General features: G+C 48.7%; 25 protein-coding genes and 1 riboswitch. Of the genes, 16 read left to right on the forward strand and 9 right to left on the reverse strand.

What is annotated here, in order from left to right:
• A partial coding sequence (locus BLQ82_RS32420; protein ID WP_208861955.1) for a hypothetical protein occupies nt 1–189 on the forward strand: 189 nt, incomplete at its 5' end.
• 413 nt (nt 190–602) lie between these two features.
• Here BLQ82_RS32420 and BLQ82_RS26085 read toward each other — a convergent pair.
• The gene (locus BLQ82_RS26085; RefSeq protein WP_062524296.1) at nt 603–1,544 is read right to left on the reverse strand and encodes an AraC family transcriptional regulator; all 942 of its coding nucleotides are present in this window, start codon (nt 1,542–1,544) and stop codon (nt 603–605) included.
• Between the two features lie 195 nt (nt 1,545–1,739).
• Between BLQ82_RS26085 and BLQ82_RS26090 the strand changes: the two genes are divergently transcribed.
• Nucleotides 1,740–2,765 (forward strand): glycoside hydrolase family 88/105 protein, encoded by a 1,026-nt coding sequence (locus BLQ82_RS26090; RefSeq protein ID WP_062524298.1) that lies wholly within the window; start codon nt 1,740–1,742, stop codon nt 2,763–2,765.
• A gap of 174 nt (nt 2,766–2,939) precedes the next feature.
• Nucleotides 2,940–6,305 (forward strand): HEAT repeat domain-containing protein, encoded by a 3,366-nt coding sequence (locus tag BLQ82_RS26095; protein WP_062524468.1) that lies wholly within the window; start codon nt 2,940–2,942, stop codon nt 6,303–6,305.
• Here the strand turns inward: BLQ82_RS26095 and BLQ82_RS26100 are convergent.
• Nucleotides 6,270–6,743: an acetyltransferase gene (locus tag BLQ82_RS26100; RefSeq protein WP_062524470.1), complete on the reverse strand. Its 474-nt coding sequence runs from the start codon at nt 6,741–6,743 to the stop codon at nt 6,270–6,272. The genes BLQ82_RS26095 and BLQ82_RS26100 overlap by 36 nt on opposite strands.
• Nucleotides 6,744–6,837: 94 nt before the next feature.
• Here BLQ82_RS26100 and BLQ82_RS32855 point away from each other — a divergent pair, with 94 nt between their 5' ends.
• On the forward strand, nt 6,838–6,945 hold the full coding sequence (locus tag BLQ82_RS32855) for a hypothetical protein (RefSeq protein WP_342028183.1): 108 nt from the start codon (nt 6,838–6,840) through the stop codon (nt 6,943–6,945).
• A gap of 457 nt (nt 6,946–7,402) precedes the next feature.
• Nucleotides 7,403–8,041: a glycoside hydrolase family 11 protein gene (locus tag BLQ82_RS26105; protein ID WP_062524300.1), complete on the forward strand. Its 639-nt coding sequence runs from the start codon at nt 7,403–7,405 to the stop codon at nt 8,039–8,041.
• A gap of 224 nt (nt 8,042–8,265) precedes the next feature.
• On the opposite strand, the gene BLQ82_RS26110 is transcribed toward BLQ82_RS26105, so the two are convergent.
• Nucleotides 8,266–8,865 carry a CDP-alcohol phosphatidyltransferase family protein gene (locus BLQ82_RS26110; RefSeq protein WP_208810764.1) on the reverse strand — a complete coding sequence of 200 codons (600 nt, stop codon included), beginning with the start codon at nt 8,863–8,865 and terminating at the stop codon, nt 8,266–8,268.
• Nucleotides 8,866–8,946: 81 nt separating this feature from the next.
• Here BLQ82_RS26110 and BLQ82_RS26115 point away from each other — a divergent pair, with 81 nt between their 5' ends.
• The 7 genes from BLQ82_RS26115 (at nt 8,947) to BLQ82_RS26145 (ending at nt 15,780) form a co-directional block, all read left to right on the forward strand.
• Nucleotides 8,947–9,660 carry a response regulator transcription factor gene (locus tag BLQ82_RS26115; protein ID WP_062524302.1) on the forward strand — a complete coding sequence of 238 codons (714 nt, stop codon included), beginning with the start codon at nt 8,947–8,949 and terminating at the stop codon, nt 9,658–9,660.
• On the forward strand, nt 9,657–10,754 hold the full coding sequence (locus BLQ82_RS26120; RefSeq protein ID WP_062524304.1) for a sensor histidine kinase: 1,098 nt from the start codon (nt 9,657–9,659) through the stop codon (nt 10,752–10,754). The genes BLQ82_RS26115 and BLQ82_RS26120 overlap by 4 nt, the downstream gene beginning before the upstream one ends.
• A gap of 126 nt (nt 10,755–10,880) precedes the next feature.
• Complete coding sequence (locus BLQ82_RS26125) at nt 10,881–11,792, forward strand: ABC transporter ATP-binding protein (protein ID WP_062524306.1); 912 nt, start codon at nt 10,881–10,883, stop codon at nt 11,790–11,792.
• Nucleotides 11,789–12,496 carry an ABC transporter permease gene (locus BLQ82_RS26130; protein ID WP_062524308.1) on the forward strand — a complete coding sequence of 236 codons (708 nt, stop codon included), beginning with the start codon at nt 11,789–11,791 and terminating at the stop codon, nt 12,494–12,496. Before BLQ82_RS26125 ends, BLQ82_RS26130 begins: the two co-directional genes overlap by 4 nt.
• A gap of 17 nt (nt 12,497–12,513) precedes the next feature.
• Entirely contained in the window at nt 12,514–13,254 is a 741-nt protein-coding gene (locus BLQ82_RS26135; RefSeq protein WP_062524309.1) for an ABC transporter permease, read from the forward strand.
• A 189-nt stretch (nt 13,255–13,443) separates the two neighbouring features.
• A riboswitch (cyclic di-AMP (ydaO/yuaA leader) is annotated at nt 13,444–13,631 on the forward strand.
• Nucleotides 13,632–13,781: 150 nt separating this feature from the next.
• Complete coding sequence (locus BLQ82_RS26140; RefSeq protein ID WP_143013556.1) at nt 13,782–14,336, forward strand: NfeD family membrane protein; 555 nt, start codon at nt 13,782–13,784, stop codon at nt 14,334–14,336.
• A gap of 22 nt (nt 14,337–14,358) precedes the next feature.
• Nucleotides 14,359–15,780 (forward strand): flotillin family protein, encoded by a 1,422-nt coding sequence (locus BLQ82_RS26145; protein WP_060862778.1) that lies wholly within the window; start codon nt 14,359–14,361, stop codon nt 15,778–15,780.
• Between the two features lie 249 nt (nt 15,781–16,029).
• Here BLQ82_RS26145 and BLQ82_RS26150 read toward each other — a convergent pair whose 3' ends face one another.
• The 3 genes from BLQ82_RS26150 to BLQ82_RS26160 are packed head-to-tail and all read right to left on the reverse strand — an operon-like array spanning nt 16,030 to nt 17,926.
• Entirely contained in the window at nt 16,030–16,686 is a 657-nt protein-coding gene (locus BLQ82_RS26150) for an ABC-2 transporter permease (protein ID WP_062524315.1), read from the reverse strand.
• Nucleotides 16,686–17,546 carry an ABC transporter ATP-binding protein gene (locus BLQ82_RS26155; protein ID WP_062524317.1) on the reverse strand — a complete coding sequence of 287 codons (861 nt, stop codon included), beginning with the start codon at nt 17,544–17,546 and terminating at the stop codon, nt 16,686–16,688. The genes BLQ82_RS26150 and BLQ82_RS26155 overlap by 1 nt, the downstream gene beginning before the upstream one ends.
• Nucleotides 17,547–17,548: 2 nt before the next feature.
• Complete coding sequence (locus BLQ82_RS26160) at nt 17,549–17,926, reverse strand: GntR family transcriptional regulator (RefSeq protein WP_025703781.1); 378 nt, start codon at nt 17,924–17,926, stop codon at nt 17,549–17,551.
• A 172-nt stretch (nt 17,927–18,098) separates the two neighbouring features.
• On the opposite strand from BLQ82_RS26160, the gene BLQ82_RS26165 reads away from it, so the two are divergent.
• The 4 genes from BLQ82_RS26165 (at nt 18,099) to BLQ82_RS26180 (ending at nt 22,639) form a co-directional block, all read left to right on the forward strand.
• Nucleotides 18,099–18,779: a response regulator transcription factor gene (locus BLQ82_RS26165; RefSeq protein ID WP_062524319.1), complete on the forward strand. Its 681-nt coding sequence runs from the start codon at nt 18,099–18,101 to the stop codon at nt 18,777–18,779.
• Nucleotides 18,776–20,161, forward strand: coding sequence for a sensor histidine kinase (locus BLQ82_RS26170; RefSeq protein ID WP_062524321.1), 1,386 nt, complete (start codon nt 18,776–18,778; stop codon nt 20,159–20,161). The genes BLQ82_RS26165 and BLQ82_RS26170 overlap by 4 nt, the downstream gene beginning before the upstream one ends.
• A 69-nt stretch (nt 20,162–20,230) precedes the next feature.
• Nucleotides 20,231–21,916, forward strand: coding sequence for a S41 family peptidase (locus tag BLQ82_RS26175; protein ID WP_062524323.1), 1,686 nt, complete (start codon nt 20,231–20,233; stop codon nt 21,914–21,916).
• A gap of 15 nt (nt 21,917–21,931) precedes the next feature.
• On the forward strand, nt 21,932–22,639 hold the full coding sequence (locus BLQ82_RS26180; protein ID WP_062524325.1) for a DNA alkylation repair protein: 708 nt from the start codon (nt 21,932–21,934) through the stop codon (nt 22,637–22,639).
• 143 nt (nt 22,640–22,782) lie between these two features.
• On the opposite strand, the gene sstT is transcribed toward BLQ82_RS26180, so the two are convergent.
• The 3 genes from sstT to BLQ82_RS26195 all read right to left on the reverse strand — a co-directional run bounded on the left by sstT (nt 22,783) and on the right by BLQ82_RS26195 (nt 25,229).
• Complete coding sequence (gene sstT / locus BLQ82_RS26185; RefSeq protein WP_062524327.1) at nt 22,783–24,012, reverse strand: serine/threonine transporter SstT; 1,230 nt, start codon at nt 24,010–24,012, stop codon at nt 22,783–22,785.
• Nucleotides 24,013–24,234: 222 nt separating this feature from the next.
• Nucleotides 24,235–24,789 carry a CDP-alcohol phosphatidyltransferase family protein gene (locus BLQ82_RS26190; protein WP_208810766.1) on the reverse strand — a complete coding sequence of 185 codons (555 nt, stop codon included), beginning with the start codon at nt 24,787–24,789 and terminating at the stop codon, nt 24,235–24,237.
• A gap of 17 nt (nt 24,790–24,806) precedes the next feature.
• The gene (locus tag BLQ82_RS26195; RefSeq protein ID WP_062524329.1) at nt 24,807–25,229 is read right to left on the reverse strand and encodes a VOC family protein; all 423 of its coding nucleotides are present in this window, start codon (nt 25,227–25,229) and stop codon (nt 24,807–24,809) included.
• Nucleotides 25,230–25,353 lie beyond the last annotated feature (124 nt).

Consider the following 25,353-nt stretch of genomic DNA (forward strand, 5'->3'; position numbering starts at 1 on the left):
CCGGAAACAACGGCAGAAATGCCGTTGTTGGAGCGCCGTAGGCCGGTTTGGCCTTATCTTGGAAACTATAAAGTTGGGGAACCAGTCGGTCTAGATATCCTAATTCCAACTAGTGCTTTTTCACCGGCTTCTTCACAAACGCTAGTTGGAAAAAGGGAACTTATTTCTCCCCAAAATCAACAATTGTGAGATTGAAGTGGAAAAAGGGAGCTTAATTAGGCCATATTCCCTCGACAGGAGCGAAATGAGCCGGATTAGTGACCCTTTTTCCACTTCACCTGTGGAGAATAGGGTGTACGAGCAAATTAGTGATCCTTTTTCCACTTGGAGTTGCTGAAGGAGTCATACAGGGGTTCTCCAGGGAACGCTTAATTGAAATTCTAAACGGCTGCCTTATCCAGTCAAAGGCGGCGTAGCTGTTTTGTTCAAATATAATCTATATATTCCACGCTATATATTATTCTCCTATTTCTCGCTGAAACACCCCGTCCTTTAAAAGGACGGCGTAGCCGTTTCTACTTGTGCTGCAATCACAAATCTGATCCGCTCACATTGACCAAGGACGAACTCATCTCTACAGGGTTAGCCGATAAGGCCCCCCCTCACACCCACCCCGTAAACTCCAATATCGACGCCTTCGCGGATTGCGCTTCGGCTTGTGCGCCTGTACGCCATTGTTTGGGGGACTCTCCCATAAGCCTGGAGAAGCAGCGGTTGAAGCTGGAGATGGAGTGGAAGCCGACTTGCCCGGAAATCGAAAGAATGGAATCATCTGTGCTTTTTAACTGCTTGCAGGCCTCTTCGATTCGGGTTCTGCTCAGGAATTCCAGGGGGGCGGCTCCCATGATTTCATGGAATTTTCTGCGGAAATGGGTTGTGCTTAAATGGCATAGCCCGGCTAGGGAATCGATGGTGATGGGGGTCATGTAGTTTTTGGTGATATACTCCAGCGCCGGGGAAATGACAAAATCGCCTTTCAGACTATGCTCGGCTTCTTGTTCTGCCAGCATTTCATTCGTGGAATGAATTCTAAGAAGCTCTATATAAAGGGATAACAATAAGCCGTAGGCGTTTTCCTGGTAGTAGGGCTTCTGCTGCTTCAGTTCCTCTACGACCGACGTGGCAAGGATATACACCTTCGGATACTGCTCCTTGTTCAATATACAGTTCTTTCCCGTCACCGCCCACAAATTCGGCTCGAAGCTGCTGTACCCGCTTTTGAATGAATGCTGAAAAAGATCCTCCGGCGAAAAGAAGAGATAGGACCACAGACTGGCGGTATCCGGCGAACTGTATGTCGTATGGGGGAGATACCTGGGGATGAAGGTTACGTCACCGGCTGCAAAAGGTACCGATTCCCCTTGGATCTCCATGATGCCGCTGTCAGAATAGCAGATGCCAATCTCCAAATGGTTATGGAAATGGAGATGTTCGCTTCGGATATCGGAAATCTTCCAGCGTTCCCCGCTTAACAGCAGGACCGGAAAATCGATGGGCAGGCTATAGTGGCGGTATTCAATAACGGGCTTCTTTTTTCTGGGCATATTGAGGTACTCCTGCTCTCATGACGTTAAATTTAGTAATTATGAATAAATGATTGAAATTGCGCAGTTTTGCTGCGAATGTGCTTAGATGTAGACCATTATACTGCTTACAATAGAATACATAAAGCGTTTACAGGATTACGGACGGCTCTCAAGCGCCTTTGGGGGGCGTGTGTATCAGAGAGGGGAATTTAGATGCTTCAATTGAAGGTTGACAGGGAAGAAATCTTAAGCGTTATCGACAGGGTCACCAGAAAAACACTGGCGATGGATTTAACCTGGGAATGGCCTTGCGGGGTAGCTTATTATGGGGTATCCAGAGCCTTCCAGACCACAGGGAATAAAGAGTATCTGGATAGGCTTGTCCAGTGGACGGATGAATATATCGGGCTGGGCCTGCCGGACTGGACAGTGAACACCTGTGCCATGGGCCATATGCTGATCACATTATATGAAGAAACAGGGAACCAGAAATATTGGGATATTGTGATGAGCAAGGTGGATTATCTCCGGAACGATGCGCTCAGGTTCGGGGACAAGGTGCTGCAGCATACCGTATCCGTGTCTAATGATTTTCCGGAACAGGCTTGGGCGGATACGTTGTTTATGGCGGCATTTTTTCTGCTCCGCGCAGGAAGCAAGCTCAACGACCAGGACTTGATTAAGGATGCCCTCAATCAATATTACTGGCATATCAAATACCTGCAAGACCCGGGCAGCGGGTTCTGGTATCATGGTTACAATCATGTGCAGCAGGATCATATGTCCGGATTATTCTGGGGGAGGGCGAATGCCTGGGGCGCTTACACCATGTCGCAGGTCAAACCGCTTTTGAAGGACTGGTATTTGTACCCGCAGTGTATGGATGTGGAGTGTTCGCTCCGGGATCAGCTGGCGGCACTGAAGCTTGTCCAGACTGAGAACGGCTTGTGGCGGACGGTGCTGGATGATGAAGAATCCTATGAGGAAGTATCTGCCTCCTGCGGCATTGCGGCGGCTATGATCAACAACGGCAATCCGCTGCATACCAAATATGTGCAAAAAGCCCTGAAAGGCATCCTGCAAAATATCAGCGAAGACGGACGGGTGCTTGGTGTATCGGGCGGCACAGCCGTCATGAAGGACCGGGAAGGGTACCGCAATATCCCCAAAGACTGGATTCAGGGCTGGGGCCAGGGTCTGGCACTGGCTTTTCTGTCCGATATGCTTAAGAATGAATAGAGGAAGTAATACATTAAGTAATACTAAGGGTAACTTTGAAGGCGGTTGGATAAACGGCTTCACGGTTACCCTTTTTTTGCTGCGGGGATGTCAAATTATAGTTTATTAAAGGGGATGGATTGTGATATGGAGAATAAAGCTTGAATGAGATATGAACAGGTGAAGGAGGGGCTTATGATTTTTAGAAAAGATCCACTGGATAAAAAGAGCCTGCTTAAAGAATTAGACTCACTGGGGTATTCAGGCAGAATTAAAAAGGTAGCGGTTCTAGGCCGTGATCATAGGGGTTCAACCGAGTATTCCGGGCTGCTGTCTTCTTTACTGGAGGATGGTGCTTATGAATCACGTCTTGCATTAATAGGGGCTGAGATAACAAAAGATGCTAATGTGGTTTTGTCGGCCCTGCGCCATCCTATGGCAAGTGTCAGAAATATTGCAGCGGGGCTATTGGCCAAAGTGGCTTCAGATACGGATATTGAGCGTGAGCTTCCTCATTTATCACATGATTGCCGCAGAAAGCTGCTGCGCAGTGTTTCTTTTATGAACCGTCAAGAATTGGCGGAGCGGCTGCTGCCTGTGGTGTATGCCCGGTGGGGAGCAGAGGAGGCAGCCACTCTACTATCGGCATGTAGTAAGGATACGGCCGGTCCATGGCTTGCAGAGATCGGCTATGCCATAAAAGACTGGAACAAATTAACCGCCCGGCATCCCGACGCGGTTGCTGAGTATTTCAAGATGACTTTAGCAAACACACCGTTTAGGGAACAAGGTTATGTCTGGTGGAGGTTCTCCTCAGCTTTTGAAATTTTATGCCGGACAAAGGCGGAGGTAGTGTTAGAATGTGCAGAGAATCATGGACCCATGGGTATCCTTCATCCTGCGCTGAAGAAACAGCTTAGTACTTTAACCCGCACTAACCCTGATGCAGTGTACAGGCTGCTGACACGGAAGGAGTCGCGAAGCGACCTGATCTCACAGGGTATCCCTGATGGGATTCTAAAGAGAAGAGGCTATTTATCCTTAGAGCAATGGATTGAATTAGCCAAATTACTCGCAGACCGGCCTATGCATATAGCGAAATTACTTCATCATATTGCGCCTTCCAACCGTAAAGCGGTTTTTGATGCGGTGTATGAAGAAGATAAACGCGAGGAGCGCATTTTTCCGGAAAAATTACTGTATGTATTGCCGCATGCATTACGTGACAAGGAAGCCGGCCGGATGCTTGGCCTTCGTGAGGTCTATGATGACCGGGAGCGGATGATTAGAATTACGGCTTGCCGTTCTATTCAGCATTCAAGAGAGAAGCTTGAACAAGCAGCACATGTATCCAATGCAGACGAACGCGCAACGGTGCTTATGCAGCTGATCCGGAGTACGGTTCTGTCGAGACAGGGGATGCATGAAACTTTGGTGTACTTGGGACGGATCAAAAATGACCAGGATCCTGTCCGGGGCGCAGTCTTTAAAGAGCTTTCGGATAGTCCTGCGTCTGTGTTCACGGATGCCCATGTGCAGGAGCTTACTCTGCTAGTTGATAGTGTTATGGATGCCAGAGATACTTCATATGGTACGAAGTTTTCCGTTCAACAATTGGCATTTGCTATTCTGCGCCATAACGCATTGCATCCTCACGGTGAGCTGTTCAAGTTCTCGTTGCATACGATCCGGAAACTGGCTAAGCAGAACGGACAGCTTGCCCTTCCATCCTTGGAGAAAAATTTGCCCCAGGGGGTAGAAGAAATTCTTTTCGACGCAATCTATACCTTAGCTGCACAGGCCAGCCGGAGGGAAGACTACAATCTGGTGCTTAGCCTGGCTAACTCATTCGGCAAAAGAGGATATGGCATCACCAAACTTCAGAATCTGCTAAAAGAAGCAACACGGGCGAAAACAGATTCGGTAGCCTTACAAGCAGCCAGGCATTGGCTTGCCCCGCCTCACACACGGGATGAAAGAGTACGGGAATTACTGGCTCTGGATAAATCGTTCATTACCGTATATGAAGTGTTCCTGCATCTGCACCGGAAACGTCAAGAATGGCTGGACCCATATATTTCGGGTGCTGTGATTAAGGGCAGGTTCTTATCGGGCAAAACCATTTATCTGGTGCCGGCTGCGGACGGGTTCAACAGGTGGCTGCCGCGCCAGCAGCAATCTTTAAGTTCTTTATTGGGCAAAATTGCATTTGATGCCAAACGCAACTTTTCAGAGCGCTCCAGAGTGATTAGGATCATGGGAAGTATGCCTGACCTTGGTCCGGATCGGTTACTGGAGCTTATACACGATAAGGAAGTAACTGTAGTAGAGGCTGCACTTCATGCCCTTTCACTTATAGAAGAACCGGAGAAGGCACTTCCCGTTCTGCTGGAGAACCTGGATGGGGACCGGGCCCGTGTAGCCATGTACTCGATACCCAGATGCATCCGCAGAATGAATCCGGTGTTACTGGCTTCAATGCTTAAGGGGCTGCTATACCGGGACAAGCTGAAAGTTACGGTCCGAAAAGAGGCCATCCGGTTACTGGGGGCTTATAGAGGCAGTGACAGCATTCCGTTATTGATGAATGAGTTCGAAAAACCAAATGCCCATAAGGATGTAATTATTGCCATAGGGCATGCAGCGAGACAGCTTCTGGATGATGAACGCGGCTGGACTATTTTAAGTACAATGGCTTCTTCAGCAGAGAGGGACATCGCGGTCAGTTTATTATCTCAGCGGCCTAATGATCTTCCGTTAGACTATAGACCGCGTTATTTAGCATTAATCATTGAGATTGCAGGTCATCCGGATCCGTTTGTTGGCAGCTTTGCATTCAGTAGTATGATGCAGTGGACAAATGGAAATGAAGAAGCCATTGCAGCTGCCACTGCTCAGGCGATTACGGACTTGGAAGACAGCAGCAGGTGGAAGTTTGCCATGAACACGCTGATCGAAACATGCCGTGATGGTAAAATCAATGAAGCTGTAATCAGTGTTTGTAAGAAATTGGCTAGTACAGCCATAAGCGATGAATGGAATGCAGCTGCCACAAGAGATTTGCCTCACCGGCAGCGTCTCATGAAATTTATCAACGAGCTGATAGCTTTGCCCAAAAATACGCGTATTCACCTTATCCCTTTGTATATGGGCCTGATTGACTGTCTGGCATATGACGAGACTTTGCATCAAGTGGTGATGAAGTTGTATGTCGCAGCAATAGATTGGAATAACGTGGAGGAATCCGTCACTTCTCTCAACCGGTTGGTTAACTGTATTACAAATCAGCCACAGCTGTTAAGCGATGCCTATAAGCAGATCGCGCATAACTTACAAGACAGTACAGGGTATTGGAATCCGGAAACTCTACTGGAAATTGTAGATCTCCTAGGTTCTGTAGAAGGTTATGAACATCAGTATATAGGACTTTCTTTGCTTGAAGCTGCCGGAAGTACTTTATTGTGGAGTCCGGAGTGTGCCGAACGTTTGAGGCTGTATAGAAATCATACGAACATTGCGGTTCGCTCACTCGCGCTTAACATTTGGACCCATGAACCGTGATAACTTCATATGCAGAATAGGAAAAGGCTGGCCTTGTTCATCCCGTTCAGACCGGTCAAATACTTGGAATCCCAAATGCTCGTAGAATCCGATTGCCTGGGGATTTTGTTCGTTCACATCAACGTAGAGCACGTTTAGTGTCTGTATGGCGTACGTCACCAGCTGTTTTCCTATGCCTCTTCCCCTGACGGCGGGGTTTACGAACAGCATTTCAATCTTAGTATCCTGAACACCTATAAAGCCGAGATAATGATTCTGATCCGTATAGGCCAGCAAGTGCGGAATTTGCCCGATACCTTGAATAACCAGGGGGCTCAATGCTGCAATATCCTGTTCAGTAAGGAATAGATGCGTAGCCCGCACAGCTGTTTCCCAAATATACAGCAGTTGATGCGATACTTCCTCATTTCTATCTGAGATCCTATGTATCTGGTTCATATGTTCCACCTTAACCGTTTTCCTTTGAGTATAGCATATGGTATGGAAGGGATTCTCAGCAATCATAGCTGGGTGATGGCAGAATTTATGCTGCATCGGGCTTGTAACGCTCCTGGCCTGCAAAGCTTACGGTGCAACAGACATTGTGGTGGCTGATATCATTGAAAAGCGGCTGGAAGCGGCCAAGAAGCTGGGAGCATGAATTCAGCTTTGAGGATACCCAGAAAGCCTTTAATTTTGTGATCGATAATAAGCAAGGAGTGGTGAAGACTGTTATCCGGATGGGGTGACGCACCTAATTTTTATTCTCAAGATTCCATAAAGTTTGCCGACCTTAACCGGGCGGTTTTTTTGCTGTATGGAATCAAATAAGTGAGAAAATATGGGATAATTCTTTAATTTGGTAATGGTAATAAATGCGCTTACATACTATGATTTGCTATATGTAAGACGCATGTTGTCTTGCATTGTACTAGAAAGAGAAATTTCTTCTCAGGATAGAGGTTGCAGTCAGAAGCTCACGGATCAGGACAGAGGTTAGGATATGACTGCCAAGAGAATCAACTGACCCAAAAAGAAAAGGAGGAATCTAAAAAAAGGTATTATTCAAATCGTATGCAGGTGAATAATTACAAATTAAAAATTTGGGGAGGTAAATTATGTTTAAGTTCAATAAAAAAATCATGACGTTAGTGATGGCAGTTTCAATGAGCTGTACCGCTTTGTTTGCAGCAACCGCCAGCGCAGCAACGGATTATTGGCAAAATTGGACCGATGGCGGCGGGACAGTTAATGCTGTTAATGGTAGTGGCGGAAATTACAGTGTCAACTGGTCCAATACAGGGAACTTTGTCGTTGGTAAAGGCTGGACCTACGGGTCTCCCAACAGAGTCATCAACTACAACGCTGGTGTCTGGTCACCGTCCGGCAATGGATATTTAACGCTCTATGGATGGACGAGAAACTCACTCATAGAATATTACGTTGTCGATAGCTGGGGCACTTATAGACCTACCGGGACTTATAAGGGCACAGTGACGAGTGATGGCGGCACCTATGACATCTATACAACTATGCGCTACAACGCACCTTCCATTGACGGCATACAAACATTCCAACAGTTCTGGAGTGTGAGACAGTCAAAGAGACCGACCGGAAGCAATGCCACTATCACTTTTGCCAACCACGTTAATGCATGGGCGAGCAAGGGAATGAATCTGGGAAGCGATTGGTCCTACCAGGTGTTGGCGACAGAGGGATATCAAAGCAGCGGGAGCTCTAACGTAACAGTGTGGTAACAGCCCATCTGCAAGCAAGGCATCTGACGGGTGCATCTGACCGTTTCCAGAATGTTGAGTAGTCTTTAATTATTTGATGTTGCTAAGGCTGTCCGGCTTCATAGCCGGCGGCCTTATTTGCCGCGGCGGGTAAGCGGAAATAAGGCTTGTCAGGTAGGTGCTTTAAGTATATTGAAGTGAGTAGTGATAGGGAAGATTGGGGAGGTGGAGTGATCCCGCCTCTTTCACTTTCTAAACATCCACCCCGCGTCATCCCTTAACAGCTCTTTGGATTTTATATTGATCATCAGTTCTTCTATCGCCGAGCAGGTGGCTAATCCGCAAGTTACAATGGAGGCCGTGGTGAGTCCGAATATACTGTACAGCAACGGGAAGCTGAATAGCGCTAGTCCTGTTGCCTTGTTGGCATAGGTGTGGAGAAAAGACAATGCGTGGTATTTAACATATCCGACCAGCAATGAGCCCAGGCGAACCAGAGCAACAGCGGCTATCCAGCAGATGACCCACAGGGAGAGCTGAAGAATCGGAAGGAAGACAGCCAGGAGAGCTGCTATAAAAACAACATCCGCGACACTGTCTATACTGGCACCTAAAGGACTGGTGCTGTTGGTCTTTCTTGCGATATATCCATCGAGCACATCACTTGCTCCGCATACAAAATAGAGGCCAAAAAATATGGCGGATAATGGTTGCACAACGAGCAGCAGCAGAGAGCACAGTATCCTCAGGGCAGAGAGTATATTGGGTATATGTTTTATCCGTCCCACCTCATCACACGTGGATTCTAGGCATGGGTCAGCAATTAATGCTGCATAGGCGTTCATATTATATCATAGGCGTTATCGTTCATGAGGAAGAAATCCCCATTTTGCAGTATAATCGGAAAGGGAAATGGAGGGGAGACAATGAACGACACGATATTGATCATAGAAGATGAAGCAGGAATTGCCAGCATGCTGGAGCTGCTGCTGTCCAGGGAAGGGTATTCTTCCGTCCTTACCGCGACTAACGGGGCGGAGGCGATGAGCCTGCTGGACAGCCGGGAGCCGGATATTATTTTGCTGGATGTGATGCTTCCGGACTGCAACGGCTTCGAGCTGTGTCTGGAGCTGCGCAAAAAAACAAACGCCCCGGTCTTATTTCTGACATCGAGAGCTGCCGATTATGACAAGCTGACCGGATTTGCAATGGGCGGGGATGATTATATTACCAAGCCGTTCAACTCCCTGGAGGTGGTGGCGCGGATCAAAGCCCAGCTTGCCAGAAAAAGACTTTATCAGCAGGAGGCTCCGGCTGCCTGTTACGCTTTTGCTGATTTTGAGATCAGCAAGGATACCGGGGCGCTGACGGTGCGCGGCCAGCAGGTTCATTGTACGGCTAAGGAGTTCGCGCTGCTGCTGTTTTTTGCCGAGCATCCGGGCCGGCTTTTTACAACAGCCCAGCTCTATGAGCAGGTCTGGGGTGAAATGCTGCTAGGCGATGAGAAAACGGTTGTGATTTATATTTCCAAAATAAGAAATAAGATAGAACGGGACCCGAAGCAGCCCCGTTATATTGTTAATTTCCGCGGGTTAGGCTACAAATTTATTCCGGACCCCGTGCCGGCTGAACAAGCATGAAAGGGATTCTTCGTGTCGGCTTGCGGCTGCTGCTCTTTCTGCTGGTGCTGTTCGTAGGTGCTGTTGTCATCTGGCTCGTTCTGTTTATTCTTTTTCTTTTTTTGCGTGATCTGGTTCCATGGCTGAAGGGGTTTCGGTTCATGCAGTTTCAAATCTGGAGCTTCCTGGCTGTGTGCTTGGCTGCGCTTGCCTTCTATCTGTGGAGCCTGATGAAGCCGGTTTTTTATATGCTGACCTGGCTGAAGCGGCTGGCACAAGGCCACTATGATGAACCTTCGCGGAGCAATTGGCGCGGCCGCCCCCTTTCCGGAAATCAGCTCAAGCTCCCTTATACTCTCTTTAGGGAAATCATCGGGCAGATGTCCACGTTGACCCTTGCGCTGCAGCAGACAGAGGAAGAAAGGCGCGAATTGGATGAGAAGCGCAAAAGCTGGATTGCGGGTGTGCGGCATGATCTGAAAACCCCGCTGGCTTATATTCGCGGTTACAGCTCCATGATTGCGGCTGCTGACCAATATTCGTGGTCCACTGCGGAAATCATCCAGTTCGGCTCCTTAATGGAACAAAAGACGATCCAGGTGGAGCAGCTGATTGAAGATATGAATGCTTCTTATCAGCTGGACGGCAGCGAGGTTCCGCTCTCACAGGAGACAACGGAGATGGCAGGGTTTATCAGGCAGATTGTTACCGATGTCGCCGATCATCCGCTGGCTGCACAGCATACCTTTGCCTTCAATACGGTCGGGGAGAAATGCCTGGGTATCGATAAACGCATGATTCGGCGGGCGCTGCACAATTTGCTGTGGAATGCGGTGGTTCACAATCCCGGAGGGTGCCATATTGAAACTGAAGTATACTGGGATCAGCACGGACTGACGGTTGAGATCCGCGACAATGGGACGGGAATCGATGCGGGGACGCTAGAGCGGCTGAGCGCTGCTGAAGACAATGTGTTGTCGGCGCGGGCCAGATTGGCGGGCTCCGGCCTGGGCATGGTGCTGGCAAAAGATTTTGTAACACGGCATGGCGGCACAATGACGATACATAGTAAACCGCAGCAAGGAACGCACATCACCCTTTTTTTTCTGTTTTGAAAGCAGGCCGGACCCCATTTTTGGGGTGCCGGTCTTGTTTTTTACTTGATTTTTACTTTTCTTTACCCCGCTGCTACTTCCAGCGGCTATGATAGTCTCCATATTACAGATATGAGGTGACAGGAGATGCCGCAACTTATAGTGGAGACCAAAGGGCTGACCCGCCGCTTCGGCGAACAGGTGCCGGTTAATGAAGTGAACCTGGAGGTTCCGGAGGGAAAGATCTACGGTTTTTTGGGGCCGAACGGTGCTGGAAAGACTACAACGATCAAAATGCTGCTGGGCTTGCTCCGCGCAGATGCCGGGACGATCCGCATGTTTGGACAAGAGATGCCGGAGAACAGTCTGGACATTTTGCGCAAGGTAGGCTCTCTGGTAGAGAACCCGTCCTATTACGGCCATCTGACCGGGTACAAAAATTTGAAAATACTGAGCACCCTGCTGAAGCTGCCCGACCGGCGCATCGGTGAGGTATTGGAAATTGTGCGGCTGACGTCAAGCGCGGACCGCAAAGTGAGCGGATATTCCCTGGGCATGAAGCAGCGGCTCGGTATAGCAGCAGCCTTGCTGCGGGGGCCGCAGCTGCTGATCCTGGATGAGCCGACCAACGGCCTGGACCCCGCGGGCATCCAGGAAATAAGGCATCTGATGCTGTCGCTGGCCCATGATCAGGGAATGACGATCCTGCTGTCCAGCCATCTGCTGAGCGAGGTGGATACGATTGCAGATGAGATCGGGATTATCAGCAGCGGCCGGCTCGTCTATCAGGGAGCTTTGGAATTGCTGGAGCGGCGGAGGGGCAAAGTGCTGGAATTTGCCGTGGAGCGCCCGGAGGAAGCACTTCGAACGTTATTGCTGCAAGGATTCGCTGTGGAGCGGAAAGGCAATATGCTTTCGGTTTCGGCAGAGAAAGCCAGTATGCCGCAGGCAGAGCTGCTCAAGCTGCTGGGCCCTTATGGGATTATGAATGTACGGGAAATCAGCAAATCGCTGGAAGAGCTGTTCATGGAGCTGACCGGAACAGGAGTCAGCTTATGATGTGGCGGGCCCTGCGGGCCGAAGGTATGCGGCTCAAACCTGCGGCCCGCTGGCTGCCGGTTATCAGCTCCGGGCTGTTCATCGCGTTTATGGCGCTGGAATGGTACCTCTATTTCAAAGGCCCGGCAGGGGTATACAGCGTATTCAATGTGATGTATATGTTTCTGGGCTTCATAATGCTGCTAAACACCGCGTTACTCGCTGGCATGATTGCCGGGCTGGAACACGAATCCAACAGCTGGAAGCAGCTGCTGACCCTGCCAGTATCCCGCGCTGTTTTTTATTGGGCCAAGGCACTGTGGGTTCTTGTCCTGCTGCTCTGTACTGTCTTGCTGATTACTGCCGGCCTGCTTCTGCTCTGGGTCTGCTACACCTCCGAACCGCTGCCGTTCCAGTTCCTGATCAAGCAGATCGTGTACAGCTTTCTCGCCTCAACTGCGGTGCTGGGGCTGCAGATGTGGCTGTCCATCCAATTCTCGAACCAGGCCATTCCGATGTCTATCGGCTTACTGGGCGCTGTGTCTGGCCTATTCATCGCGCGGGACAGCGGTGCAGCATTGTGGACCTGGGTGTGGCCATGGGCCTATCCGACCTTGTCCAGTCCGTTCATGGCACATCCCGGGAGGTGGATTGGCATTAGCGCAGGTTTGGGAATGGTGCTGCTAGCCGCCGGGACCCTGCACTTCAAAAACAAACAATTCTGATTAACAGGGGTGTGATTATGGAATATTTGATGAAAGCCGAACGGATGAAGCTGCAGTATCCCCTCATCCTCATCCTGCTCCTCATCGGTACGCTGGGAACGGTGATGCTCGGAATCAATAGTTTAAATTCAGAAAATTTTGCCGGTTTTTATGTACGCGGCTGGAAAACCTTCTATCTGCATATGGCCAGCTTTCACGGCTTGTTTTTATATCCGCTGTATGCCGGGGTGCTGGCTTCTTTTATCTGCCGTTATGAGCATATTAACGGGGGCTGGAAACAGCTGTTTTGCCTGCCTGTTCCCCGTTCCCGTGTCTATTATGCCAAATTGGGAACGCTCATGCTGCTATTAGGTTTGATTCAATTGCTTTTTGCCGGGTCCTATCTGCTCGCGGGAGAACTGCTTCAATTGGGGAACGATTTGGATGTTGCCGAATTGATCACCGGTACGGTTGGGGGCTGGCTGGCTATCCTGCCGTTTGCGGCGCTGCAGTTATGGGTGTCCATGCGCTTGAAGTCGTTTGTGTCCTCTCTGATTTTATCGGCTTCGATCGTGATAGCCAATATTGTGCTTACCGGGCTTCATGCTTCGGTCGGCGCCTGGTTTCCTTCCACAACAGCCTACTACGCGATGTATCCAAGGGGAACCGCTTTGTCACCCCGGCTGGATGTGATCCCATTCATTCTCATTGTGGCCGCAACCTCTGCTGCTTACATCTGGGCGGGCCGCCGTTCGCTTATGCGTGGGGCTCAGCTATAGAGCAGATCTCACTGCTTTCGAGAAATGGAGCAAAATAGAGTAAATCACCGGCCGCTTAAGAGCGAAACCCAAGAATGCGCCTTCATTCGTGAAGTGGTGGCATTTTTGGCTTCTTTTGTCACAAGCAACGTTTTACATTAAACGGCTACAGGCGTAAGATTCAAATCAGCAACCGAATGAAATATAACTGTTCTCAAATGGCTGAATTCCGGTACTGGGAACGGGGGAACCAATGGTGAATGCGGCTTTTGCTGGGATAGCTTCCGCTCACCTGGGGTGAATCCTTGCAGCGTGCTGACAAGCCGCTTCTTGCAAGGTAGGGCAATCTCGCTGCCCGAATCCGTCAGCTAACCCCGTAAGCCTCGAAGAGAGAGGATGAGCGCCATGATCGATTAACCGACCACGGAGAGCCCTGCCGCTTCTGTGGTCTTTTTGCTGTGCATGCAAGAAGGGAAGACGGTATCTATTAGAAATCTGTAAATCGTATAACAACGAGATTTGGAGTATTTTGATACTATCTAAACTGCTTGAAAGGAGGGATAGTTATCGTTACTGTATTTATCGTGTGCTTCTGGGTGGGACTATTGCTCCTCCTGAGCGGCGGATTTCATGGGCATGGCCTGGCGGGTCATATGCATGTGGGAGGCGGCGATGCTGGTGGTCCGGGCTTTGTGCCCATACTCCCGCTGATGGTGTTTGTCACGGTCTGGGGCGGCACTGGGTATGTGCTTACCCGGTTCAGCGGAATGAATAGGCTTGCCGTGGTGCTGATCTGCACCGTGGTTGCCTTGCTGGTCGGCTGTCTGATGTATGCAGTGCTGGCCCGGGTGATGACCCGGTATGACAACAGCATGAATGAATTGGATTATGAGCAGGCGGGGCAACTCGGGTATATCAGCATTTCTGCAGCGGATGGAGCAGTTGGAGAAATGAAATATGTGCTGCATGGAACGATGCGCTCCATTGGAGTGCGGGCAGAACCCGGGCAGCAGCTCGTGAGGGGCGACAGGGTGATTATTGTAAAGGTGGAAAAAGGAATGGCGTCTGTAACCCTCTTCGAGAGGGAAAGCGAACAATTATAAATAACGGGGAGTGTCGAACCGGATGGTTATGCTCTATTTAATCTCGGGAATTGTTGTTGTTATTCTGCTGGCTTTGTTCAGTATCGTGAACGCTTATAAAAAGGTTCCGCCCAATCAGGCGATGATTGTCTACGGCCTTGGCGGGAAAAGAGTGGTTCAGGGCGGCGGGACGTTCGTCATCCCCGGCTTCCAGAACAATAAGACCATCTCCATGATGCTGATGAGCTTCGATGTCATCCCGGCGCAGGCGATGTTCTCCCAGCAGGGCATCAAGCTCAACCTGGAGGCGGTGGCCCAGATTAAGATAAAAAGCGATCCTACCGCTATTCTGACGGCCAGTGAGCAGTTTATCGACCGGCCGGAAGAGGACCGCGAGACGATTATTCTGCATTCGGTGGAAGGCCATTTGCGCGGCTTGATCGGACAATTGACGGTGGAATCCATTCTAAAAACTCCCGACGAAATCAACAGCAAGATGCGGGAGACCTGCTCGGAAGACCTCGATAAGATGGGGCTTGAGGTAGTCAGCTTCACCATTAAGAAGATTACGGACGACAAAGGATATATCGATAACATGGGGGTTCCGGAAATTGAGCGCATCCGCCGCGATGCCAGCATTGCGAAGGCGGAGGCGGAACGCGACATTCAGATCAAGCAGGCCGAAGCGGAGAAGGAATCCTCGATCGCCAAAGCCAATGCGCATCAGGCTACCATTGAAGCGGGAACCGCCGCCCGCGCCAAGGAATCCCAGTTTGAGAAGGAATTGAACATTAAGCAGGCGGACTTTAAGCTGGAGACAGAAGTGAAGAAAGCACAGGCGGACCTTGCGTACGAATTGCAGCAGAACAAAATCAAACAGTCGCTGGTTACCGAGCAGGTCAAGATCACGCAGATGGAAGCGGAGGCTAACCGGACTGTCCGGGAAATCGAGGTCGAGCTCAGACAGAAGGAACTGGAGGCAACGGTGATCAAGCCTGCCCAGGCGGAGAACCAGGCTACCATTATGAGAGCGGAAGCAGCCAAGCAGCGGCAAATTCTTGAGGCGGAGGCAGAAGCGGCCACGACGACCAAGCGGGGGCTGGCCACAGCGGAAGCCGAGCTGGCGAAAGGGAGAGCCAACGCAGAAATTGTTCAATTGGCCGGGGCGGCGGAAGCGGGAGCGCTGGAGAAGAAAGCCGAGGCGTACAAACAGTTCACGCAAGCTGCGCTTACCGTGGAATTCCTGAAAGTCCTGCCTGAATTGGCTGAGAAAATCGCTTCTCCGCTGGCCAAAGTCGATAAGATTACAGTGATTTCCCAGGATGGAGCTTCATCCGGCGTGAACAAAATTACCAGCGATATCGCCAAAATCATGGCCCAGGTTCCTGAATTGACTCAGACGCTTACCGGCATGAACGTGACAGAGGCACTCAGCGGGCTGCTTGGGCGGGATAAAGAGCAGTAATCTGTAGCTTCGTAAGGTGTTAATTGTCGCCGATAACATTAAGGAATAAGAAAAATAGCAGGTGAACAATCAATAGTTGGAAAAAGGAAACTTAATTGGGTTATTTTACTCGATCAGGAGCGAAATGAGCTTAATTAGTGATCCTTTTTCCAACTTAAGCTGCGGAAATCCGTGTGCTGGGATAGGGACCCCTGCGCCCCTTCCATTGTTTAAGGCGTGCGGCGTACCTGTTTGTCCTTCTTTCATTTCTTAGTATAAAAGTTCCTTCTTTGAGAAGATCGCATAGCTGATTTTGTACATCATCAAGTTCCATACCAGCGCTATCACCGGGGAGCAGCACAGCAGGATAAATTTAAGCTGATCTGTGAAAGAAACACCAAAGAAGATAAGAATCTCATATACACCAAAGCAAATTACAGCGGGAATTATAAAGGAAACAAGTGATAATGTACGAGCTTTTTCTGTACCGAACTTAAATAAGAGAGGGATAGACATACTTCCTAAGATTTCCGCAATCACAAAACCAACCACAGCCACTACCGGCAGAGTGAGGACGTCGCTCATGTTGCTGTAATCAACTTTACGGACGATGATGCCGCCAATGAAACCAATCACTAGACCGATGACAACACCGATAATCGAGAAAATCAGCAGAACGATAAACTTGCTAGCCACTAAGTCTTTTTTGGTAACTGGGGTAACCATAGCATATTTCATCCACTTGGAGTTGTCATCAAAGCTGAACGTAGTCATAACCATCATACTGCATAGAATCCCACTCGCGATAATATAGGCTTCCGGTCCACTGAAAGGGACAAAGATGAAGGCAAAAACCAGCAGCATAAAAAACATGGATTTTGCGTTGTGTCCAATGTTATATAAATCTTTTAAAATCAAGCTTTTCATTACACCTGTTCCCCCTTTACATAGAGAAGAAGAATATCGTCAATAGAAGCGTCGTCCACTACTGCCGTCTTATGCCTGCGGCGCGCTTGTTCCTTATCGGCAACCAGCACATCCCACTGATAGTCGCACTTCCGGTAGGCAAGGACCTCCGATTTGTCAATCTGTTCAAACAGCGCTGCCCCACAACGAATAATACCGTAGTTGTATCGTAGTTCGTCCTTTGCCTTACAGAACAGAACCTTTCCCTCGTGAATAAAGGTGATGAAATCAGCCACTTTCTCCAAATCCGTGGTGATGTGGGAAGACATCAGGATAGAGTGGTTTTCGTCCTGTACAAAATCCAGAAAAACATCCAGCATATCGTCACGCATGATAGGATCAAGTCCGCTAGTCGCTTCGTCCAGGATCAAGAGCTTTGGCTTATGGGAGAGTGCTACAGCAATACAAAGCTTCATCTTCATGCCTTTGGAAAATGTTTTGATCTCCTTGTCGGGAGAGAGCTGGAACTTTTTTAAATAACTGTGGTATAAGGCTTCGTCCCATTGATTATAGGCAGCCGCTGAAATTTTGCCGACCTTGGCCGGTGTGAGGGTTTCATAGAAGTTGATACCGTCAAACACAACGCCGATGTCCTCTTTGATTTGCTTGGGATTAGAGGACAGCTCCTGACCCCAAAATGTGACGGTACCTTCATCCTTTCGGATGAGTTCAAGAATGGCGTTAATGGTGGTGCTTTTGCCGGCACCGTTCTCACCAATCAGCCCCATGATCGTGCCTCTCGGAATAGAAAAGGAAACCTGATCCAGCTTGAAATCAGGATATTGTTTGGTTAGGTTCTCAACCTGCAAAATAGGTTCCATAGTTATTCCTCCTCTTGGTAAAACATAGTCAAAAGCTCAATCAGCTTGCTGAGTGGTATACCGCTGGTACGCGCAATATCTGCGGCCTCCTGCAAATGTCCTTCTGCTTTTCGCTGTTGTTCTTCTTGGAAGAAATCTTTGTTTTGCGAGGATACAAAACTCCCCCGCCCAACAGTCGTTTCAATAAAGCCATCCCGCTGCAAATCCTCATAAGCCTTTTGTACGGTAATGACACTGACATGAATAGATTTAGCCAATGCACGCATGGACGGAATAGGGTCGCCTGTCTGTAATTCTCCGCCCATAATCATTGCCTTAATCTGTGAGGTGATTTGTTCATATATAGGCTTGCTCGTATTACTGCTGATGATGATTTCCACACGGCCCCTCCTTTACAGTGTATTTAAGTGTACCTATTGTATAAGTACATTATAGTTAGGTGGAGTGCATTTTGTCAAAGGAGTTTCTAATGGCTCTTTTTGAAAGTTTTAGATCACCCCATGTTATTATTAGATAAGTTAGGCTATACATTCCCATGGGAGGACTGTTTGGATGGTCAAAATTCTTATCGTGGACGACGATCCGCACATTCGCGCCCTGATGCGCCTGTACTTGAAGAATGAAGGGTTCGATTTGGCCGAGGCGGACAACGGCATCGATGCGCATGCCATCGTCAAAGGCTCAGGGATCGATCTGGTTATCCTTGATATTATGATGCCGCAGATGGACGGATGGGAGCTGTGCCAGGAGATTCGGACAAGCGATCCCGACATTCCGCTCCTGATGGTAACGGCCAAGGGCGAAGCGGGTCAAAAGATCAAAGGCTTCCAGCTCGGGACCGATGATTATATGACAAAGCCGTTCGATCCGGTGGAGCTTGTAATGAGGGTTAAAGCCTTACTGCGGCGCTCCCGGATTGCCTCTTCCCAGGTCATTGCGCTGGGTGATATCGTACTGAACCGGAAAACGTATAAGGTTATGCGGGGAGACGAGGAACTGACTTTGCCTCTGAAGGAATTCGAGCTGTTATTCGTGCTTGCCGGCCATCCGGGGCAGATTTTCACGCGGGAGCAGCTGATCACCCAGATCTGGGGCATGGATTACGAAGGAGACGACCGGACCGTCGATGTTCATATCAAGCGGCTGCGGGAACGTTTTGGCGGGGATGCCCGCTATTTTCGCATTGAAACGGCACGAAGTGTAGGCTACCGTCTGGCGGTAAATCCGGGATGAAAACATTATACGTCCGCGTCGTGCTGACTTTTCTGGCCGTCATCGTCATCAGCCTGGTCGCATCCCTGCTCATCTCCCTTGCTCTATTTCAGAAGGCGCTTAACGCTACGGGTAAAAACGATATGATCGCGGCCGGCAACCGCATTATCCGGGTGTATGAACAGACGAATCCTCCAGATTTGGATACTTTTATGGACAATATGGCCGAGCTGGTTTCTTATACCCTGCAGCTCTACGACGGCAATGGCGGGGTGGACTCCTATGTACCGGCCAAAGGCAGGCAGGCCGGGAAGATTAGCCCGGAATCTGTCCGCAAGGTGCTGCAGGGAGAGGTGTACCGTTCGCAAGGACAAGATAACGGAACGTTCATCGGCCTTCCGTTTGTATCTGAAGGGAAACGTTATGCCTTATTTGTGCAGAGCTCTTCCAAGAACGAAGCCGCGCTCATCCGTTTGTTCTTTACCATCCTGCTTCTCATGCTAGCGCTCGGAAGCTTGGGTATTCTCGTTGCCGGCAGGTACGTGGTGAAGCCTCTCCAGGTAATGACGGATGCGACTAAGCGGCTGGCCAAAGGCGACTTCGAGGTTGAACTGAAAATAAACCGTGGAGACGAACTGGGAACACTCTCGCAGAGCATTAACGATATGGCCCGGGAAATCAGACAAATGGAGCGGATGCGGCAGGATTTTGTATCGAACGTGTCTCATGAAATCCAGTCGCCGTTGACTTCCATCTCCGGTTTTGCGAAGGCATTGAAGGATGGCAAGCTTGCTATCGGGGAGGAGGAACGCGAGCAATACTTGGATATTATCGTTACGGAGAGCGACAGGCTGTCCAGACTCAGCGATAATCTGCTGAAGCTCGCTTCCCTCGAATCGGAGCATCATCCGTTCAAGACGGAGACCTATAATCTGGATGAGCAGATTCGGCGGGTGATTGTCGCTTGCGAACCCCAGTGGTCGGCAAAAAACATCCGCGTCGATATGGAGTCCTCTTCCGGTGCTGCTGTCCGAATAACGGCCGACAAGGATCAGCTCAATCAAGTGTGGATGAATTTGCTCGGGAATGCCGTTAAGTTCACGCCTTGCGCCCGACACGTCTTCATCACGATCAGCCAACCTCATCCCAATGAGGTTGCCGTGGCGGTAAGCGATTCCGGAATCGGCATTGCGCCGGAGGAGGTAAGCTTTATTTTTGAACGCTTCTACAAAGCGGACAAGTCGCGGGCCGAACACCGGAGCGGCAATGGTCTTGGTCTTGCCATCTCCCACAAGATCGTTGCGCTTCATCATGGAAGCATAGCGGTGAAGAGTACGGCCGGACTGGGTACAACGTTCACCGTGACGCTCCCCGTTGTTTCTCCTTCTGGTTCTGTCCTTTAGGTTCATGCTCCGTTCATATTTCTCTTATAAGATCATTGCGAAACCCATTGAACGATTGGAGGAATATGAATGATGAGCTTTATGCTAGATATGTTCGATTCATTGAAATGGTTGACTGGCTGGGAAATGATTTTGTGCGCGTTGTACTTGTTTGTCTTGCTGGGGTATACTTTTCTCAAAAATAACCGGTGGTTTTATTTTATTCCCGGCGCGGGCGTAATAGTTGCGGTTATAAGTCTTATCAATGGCGATGCCTCTATACTGGCGCTGTTGATTTACGCCTCAACGGCCATACTCTTCTTATGCACCGTTAAAAGAATCTTTAAACCGGCTAAGCCGCCGTCCCCAAAAATTCGGACCGTCATGGTTATTGTGTTCGTCCTCGGTTTCCTGCCAACGCTATTGGCATTAACTATTGCGGGTGAAGTCCGGTACAATCCGGTGAGCGATTTAAGCCATAAGAGCTATACCCAGGCTTTTACCGCGATGAACGAACGATTGTCCGCCGAATATCCTTTTGGAGACTGGAAAAAAATCGATTGGGAAGCAAAGAAGAACAAATACGGACCTCTATTCCGCCAAGCGGAAATCAGCCAAGACCCGAACCTCTACTATAAAACTTTAAGGGATTACCTCTTTTCATTCCGTGACGGTCATATCCAAATCGTGAATGAACATCTGTATGACGATAATAGCGTATTTAAGAATGAAGTTGGCGGCGGCGTCGGAATCAGCACCATTCAATTGGATGACGGCAGGGTGTTGGTTAGCTTGCTGGTACCGGGCAGCCCGGCTGACCAATGCGGCATCAAACTTGGAGCCGAGATCATTTCATGGGATGGGAAAGACGTTAAGAAGGCATTAGATGAGACGTCTTGGAGCGAGAACCCTCCGGCAACGGAAGGGGACCGGATTCACAATCAAGGACGGTTCTTAGCAAGAGCACCGATCGGCCAGAACATTCAGGTCAAATTCCGGAATCTGGACGCTCCGGCGGTCATAACCGCGGCGCTTACAGCCTATGACGATCAGTACGAAACCTTGAAGAAAACGAAGGTAAAGCTGAAGAAAGAAGATCTGCCAGTGGAAGGCCAGATACTTAAGGAGAAATATGGTTACGTAAAAATCAGATATTTCCTTCCTGGTGCAACGCAATCCGATCCCGCGAAAGCGCTGGAAGATATAATAAAAGCGTTTCAGGAGAAACAAGTAAAGGGAATAATCATCGATCTGCGGGATAATCCGGGCGGGGATGATGACCTTGTTGCCCAAATGGCGGGACATTTCGTGAACAGGAAAAGGATCTTTGAATATGTCAGTTACTACAACCGAAATACAGGACGTTTTGAAATCAACCGTGCCGAAACCAGAACCGTTCAACCTTCGCGGATTTACTTTCCAGGGAAAATAGCCGTCCTCATTAATCATAACACCGCGAGCTCGGGGGAAGGCTTACCTTTGTTCTTACAAGGAATGTCCAATGTTAAGATTATCGGGTTTACATCTACGAATGGTTCGTTCGGTGTCGTGTCCGCTCCTATAGAAATGAACATGCCGGAAGGATATGTCGTGCAGTTCCCGGATGGAAGATCCCTTAACCAAGACCAAAAGATTCAAGGCGACAGCGATGAACGCGGTCAAGGAGGAGCAACTCCTGACATTAGGGTTCCCATGAACGGGCAGACATTTAAAATGAAGGTTATTGAAGGGCAGGACGTGGAGTTGGATTATGCGTTAGCTTCTTTCAATGGCTAAAAGGAGTGTTTAACAATGAATTTTGAAATGGTTATGCAGGAACTTGAAGCGCTCGGCAAGGAACGGACCAAAAAAATCTATCAATCCAATGGGGCGCATGAACCGCTTTTTGGTGTAGCTACAGGTCAAATGAAGCCGATTGCCAAAAAAATAAAAATAAACCAGCCCTTGGCTGAGCAGCTTTACGCTACAGGGAACTATGACGCCATGTATTTTGCCGGAATCATTGCAGATCCGCAATCGATGACTGAAGCAGATTTTGAGCGTTGGATCGATGGGGCGTATTTCTATATGCTGTCCGATTATGTGGTTGCGGTAACCCTGGCCGAAGCGGATATTGCCCAAGAAGTAGCCGATAAATGGATTGCAAGCGGCGAAGAACTGAGAATGTCTGCGGGCTGGAGCTGTTACTGCTGGCTTTTGGGAAATCGGCCTGACCATGAATTCTCTGAAACCAAGCTTGCCCATATGCTTGATCTTGTGAAGAATACAATCCATGATTCTCCTGAGCGGACGAAATACGCTATGAATAATTTTATCTACACCGTTGGGGTATCCTATGTGCCGCTCCATGAGGCAGCGGTCGAAACCGCACAGACAGTAGGTCCTGTAGAAGTTCAAAAAGACAAGAAAAAGAGCAGCTTCCTGCTCGCTTCTGAACGTATTCAAAAGGCGGTGAGTAAAGGGGAGCTTGGGTTCAAACGCAAACATGTAAGATGTTGAGCAGCCATAAAGACTCTGGGAAGTTGAGAATGTCCAAGACTTGTTAAGCTATTGCAAAAAGGGCCAGGTGCATCTTCCAAAAGGAGGATGCACTCTAGCCCTTTTTACTCAGAACAATCCTCTTCTGAGAGCCATTATTGTTCTTATACCTTAACCGTATTCCCTGTGTTTTCTTTACGTTGTTTGGCATATTCAGCAGTTGCTGTGAAAAGCACATCGGAGGAGGAATTTAATGCTGTTTCAAAAGAATCCTGTAAAACACCGATGATGAAGCCTACACCAACGACCTGAATCGCAATATCATTCGGAATGCCGAAGATGCTGCATGCCATCGGAATAAGCAAGAGTGACCCGCCGGCAACCCCCGAGGCGCCCGCTGCAGCTACAGCGGATAGAACGCTAAGAATAAGCGCCGTCCCGAAATCGACCTCAATTCCAAGTGTATGAACAGCTGCGAGTGTTAAGACCGAGATTGTAACTGCTGCGCCCGCCATATTGATCGTAGCACCTAGAGGAATAGATACGGAATACGTATCTTTATCCAGCCCTAATTTTTCACATAATCTCATGTTGATGGGGATGTTTGCAGCCGAGCTGCGGGTAAAAAATGCAGTAATTCCGCTTTCCTTCAGGCAGCTAAGCACAAGCGGATACGGATTTCTGCGAATATTGAGATAGACGATCAACGGATTGACCACAAGCGCCATAAAGAGCATGCATCCAATTAGAATAAGAAGTAATTTTCCGTAATCGAGCAAGGAAGAGAGCCCATTTGTGGTAATGGAATCAAAGACCAGCCCCATAATTCCCAGCGGTGCCCAATTAATTACCCATTTGACGATCTGGGATACAGCATCTGAAAAATTAACAAGTCCTTTTTTTGTACTGTCATTGGCATTTTTTAGAGCAACACCAAGCAGGAGGGCCCAAGCCAGGATGCCGATATAGTTGGCACTCAGGAGGGCATTTACCGGGTTGTCGACTACCTTGAACAATAAGGTTTTCAGTACTTCTACAATCCCATCCGGAGGGGTCAGATCTGCGGCCCCTTTTACAAGAGACAAGCTTACCGGAAAGATAAAACTGGCAATAACGGCTACCAGTCCTGCCAGAAAAGTACTTGCACCATAGAGGGTAAGAATCGATTTCATATTGGTTTGATGGCCTTTTTTATGCTGCGAGATGGCAGACATCACCAGGAGCAAGACCAGCATGGGCGCAACCGCCTTAAGTGAGGAGACAAATAAAGAACCGAAAATGGTGATCCCTGTTGCATTGGGAACCAACAAAGCCAGGATAATCCCAACTATAATCCCAATAAAGATTCGTTTGACCAGGCTCAGTTGATTCCACTTGAGTAGTAATGTGTTCATGTATTCCCTCCGGGTTCATTATGGAAATATAACTAAGCCCAGCCACCAGGTTGTTGTGAGGCAAGGTTACATTTCCCGTTAGTTTATCATGAAAATTATCGGTTGTGTGCGGGTGGAAAGATTTGTGCTTAAATCTTCACTTTATCATAGCGATACATTAAAACTTTAACTTTATGAAGGGAAAAGTCAACTGTAAATACATCCCTAATTAAAGATCGGCCACTATTCTCCTGAACGAGAAAAGTAGCCGATTCTTGTAACATCCCGTAATAACTCTTTAGAGGTTAAATTAATCATCAGTTCCTCAATGGCCGAGTAGCTTGCCAATCCGCAGATTACAACTGCGGTTGCAGTGAGCCCGAATACGCTGTACAGAAAGGGGAAGGAGAACAGCGCAAGTCCTGTGGCCTTGTTGGCATAGGTATGGAGGAAAGACAACGCACGGTATTTTACGAATCCTGCCAGCAATGAGCCTAGGCGGACCAGGGCAACAGCAGCGATCCAGCAGATGATCCACAAGGAGGGAAGAAGAATCGGGAGGAAGACCACCAGCAGAACAGCTATAAAAATAGTATCCGCTACACCGTCTATACTGGCACCTAAAGAACTGCTGCTGTTGGTTTTTCTTGCGACATACCCGTCGAGCACATCGCTTGCCCCACAGACGACATAGATGCCAAAAAACAGTGCGGATAACGGCTGTACAACGATCAACAGCAGGGAGCACAGTATCCGTAGTACAGATAGGGTATTGGGAATATGCTTTATTTGTACCACCTCATCATACTTACATTCTATGTATCGGTCTGTTCAGTCATGAGTCCCCAGCGAAAGCCAAATTTATCAATAAGTGAAACCATACAGGAGCTGTATGTCGTACTGCGCAACGGATGAATGATTGTCCCCCCGGCCTTCAAAACTTCGTAGGCCTTTTTTACTTGGCTGGCGGTATTAAAGGTGACCGTAAGAAATAAAGACGTGCTATCCGTTGGATGTAGCTCTAATTCATCGGCAAGCATAATGCGCTGTTCCCCGATATAAGCCTCCGCATGATACACATAGCCTTTTTGTTCTTCAGATAATTCGATATTCCAGTCGCGTTGGTTCGCGTCGTTATAATGCAATATGAAGTCAATTCTGATGTCAAAGGCTTGCTGATATAGACCGAGTGCCTCTTCGCATTGTCCATGAAAGTGCAGCGTAGGTGTTACGATCATTTCTTCATCCCCAATCTTTAGTGACCGGCAGTGAATACTGCATTGGTTTAATATTATATTATAGCGATATCATTCAATGATAAATGCTGGTCACCTGACTATTTTTGGCATAAGTTGTCTATGC

It is taken from the genome of Paenibacillus jilunlii, from assembly GCF_900102965.1.
Taxonomy (GTDB): Bacteria; Bacillota; Bacilli; order Paenibacillales; family Paenibacillaceae; genus Paenibacillus_AQ; species Paenibacillus_AQ jilunlii.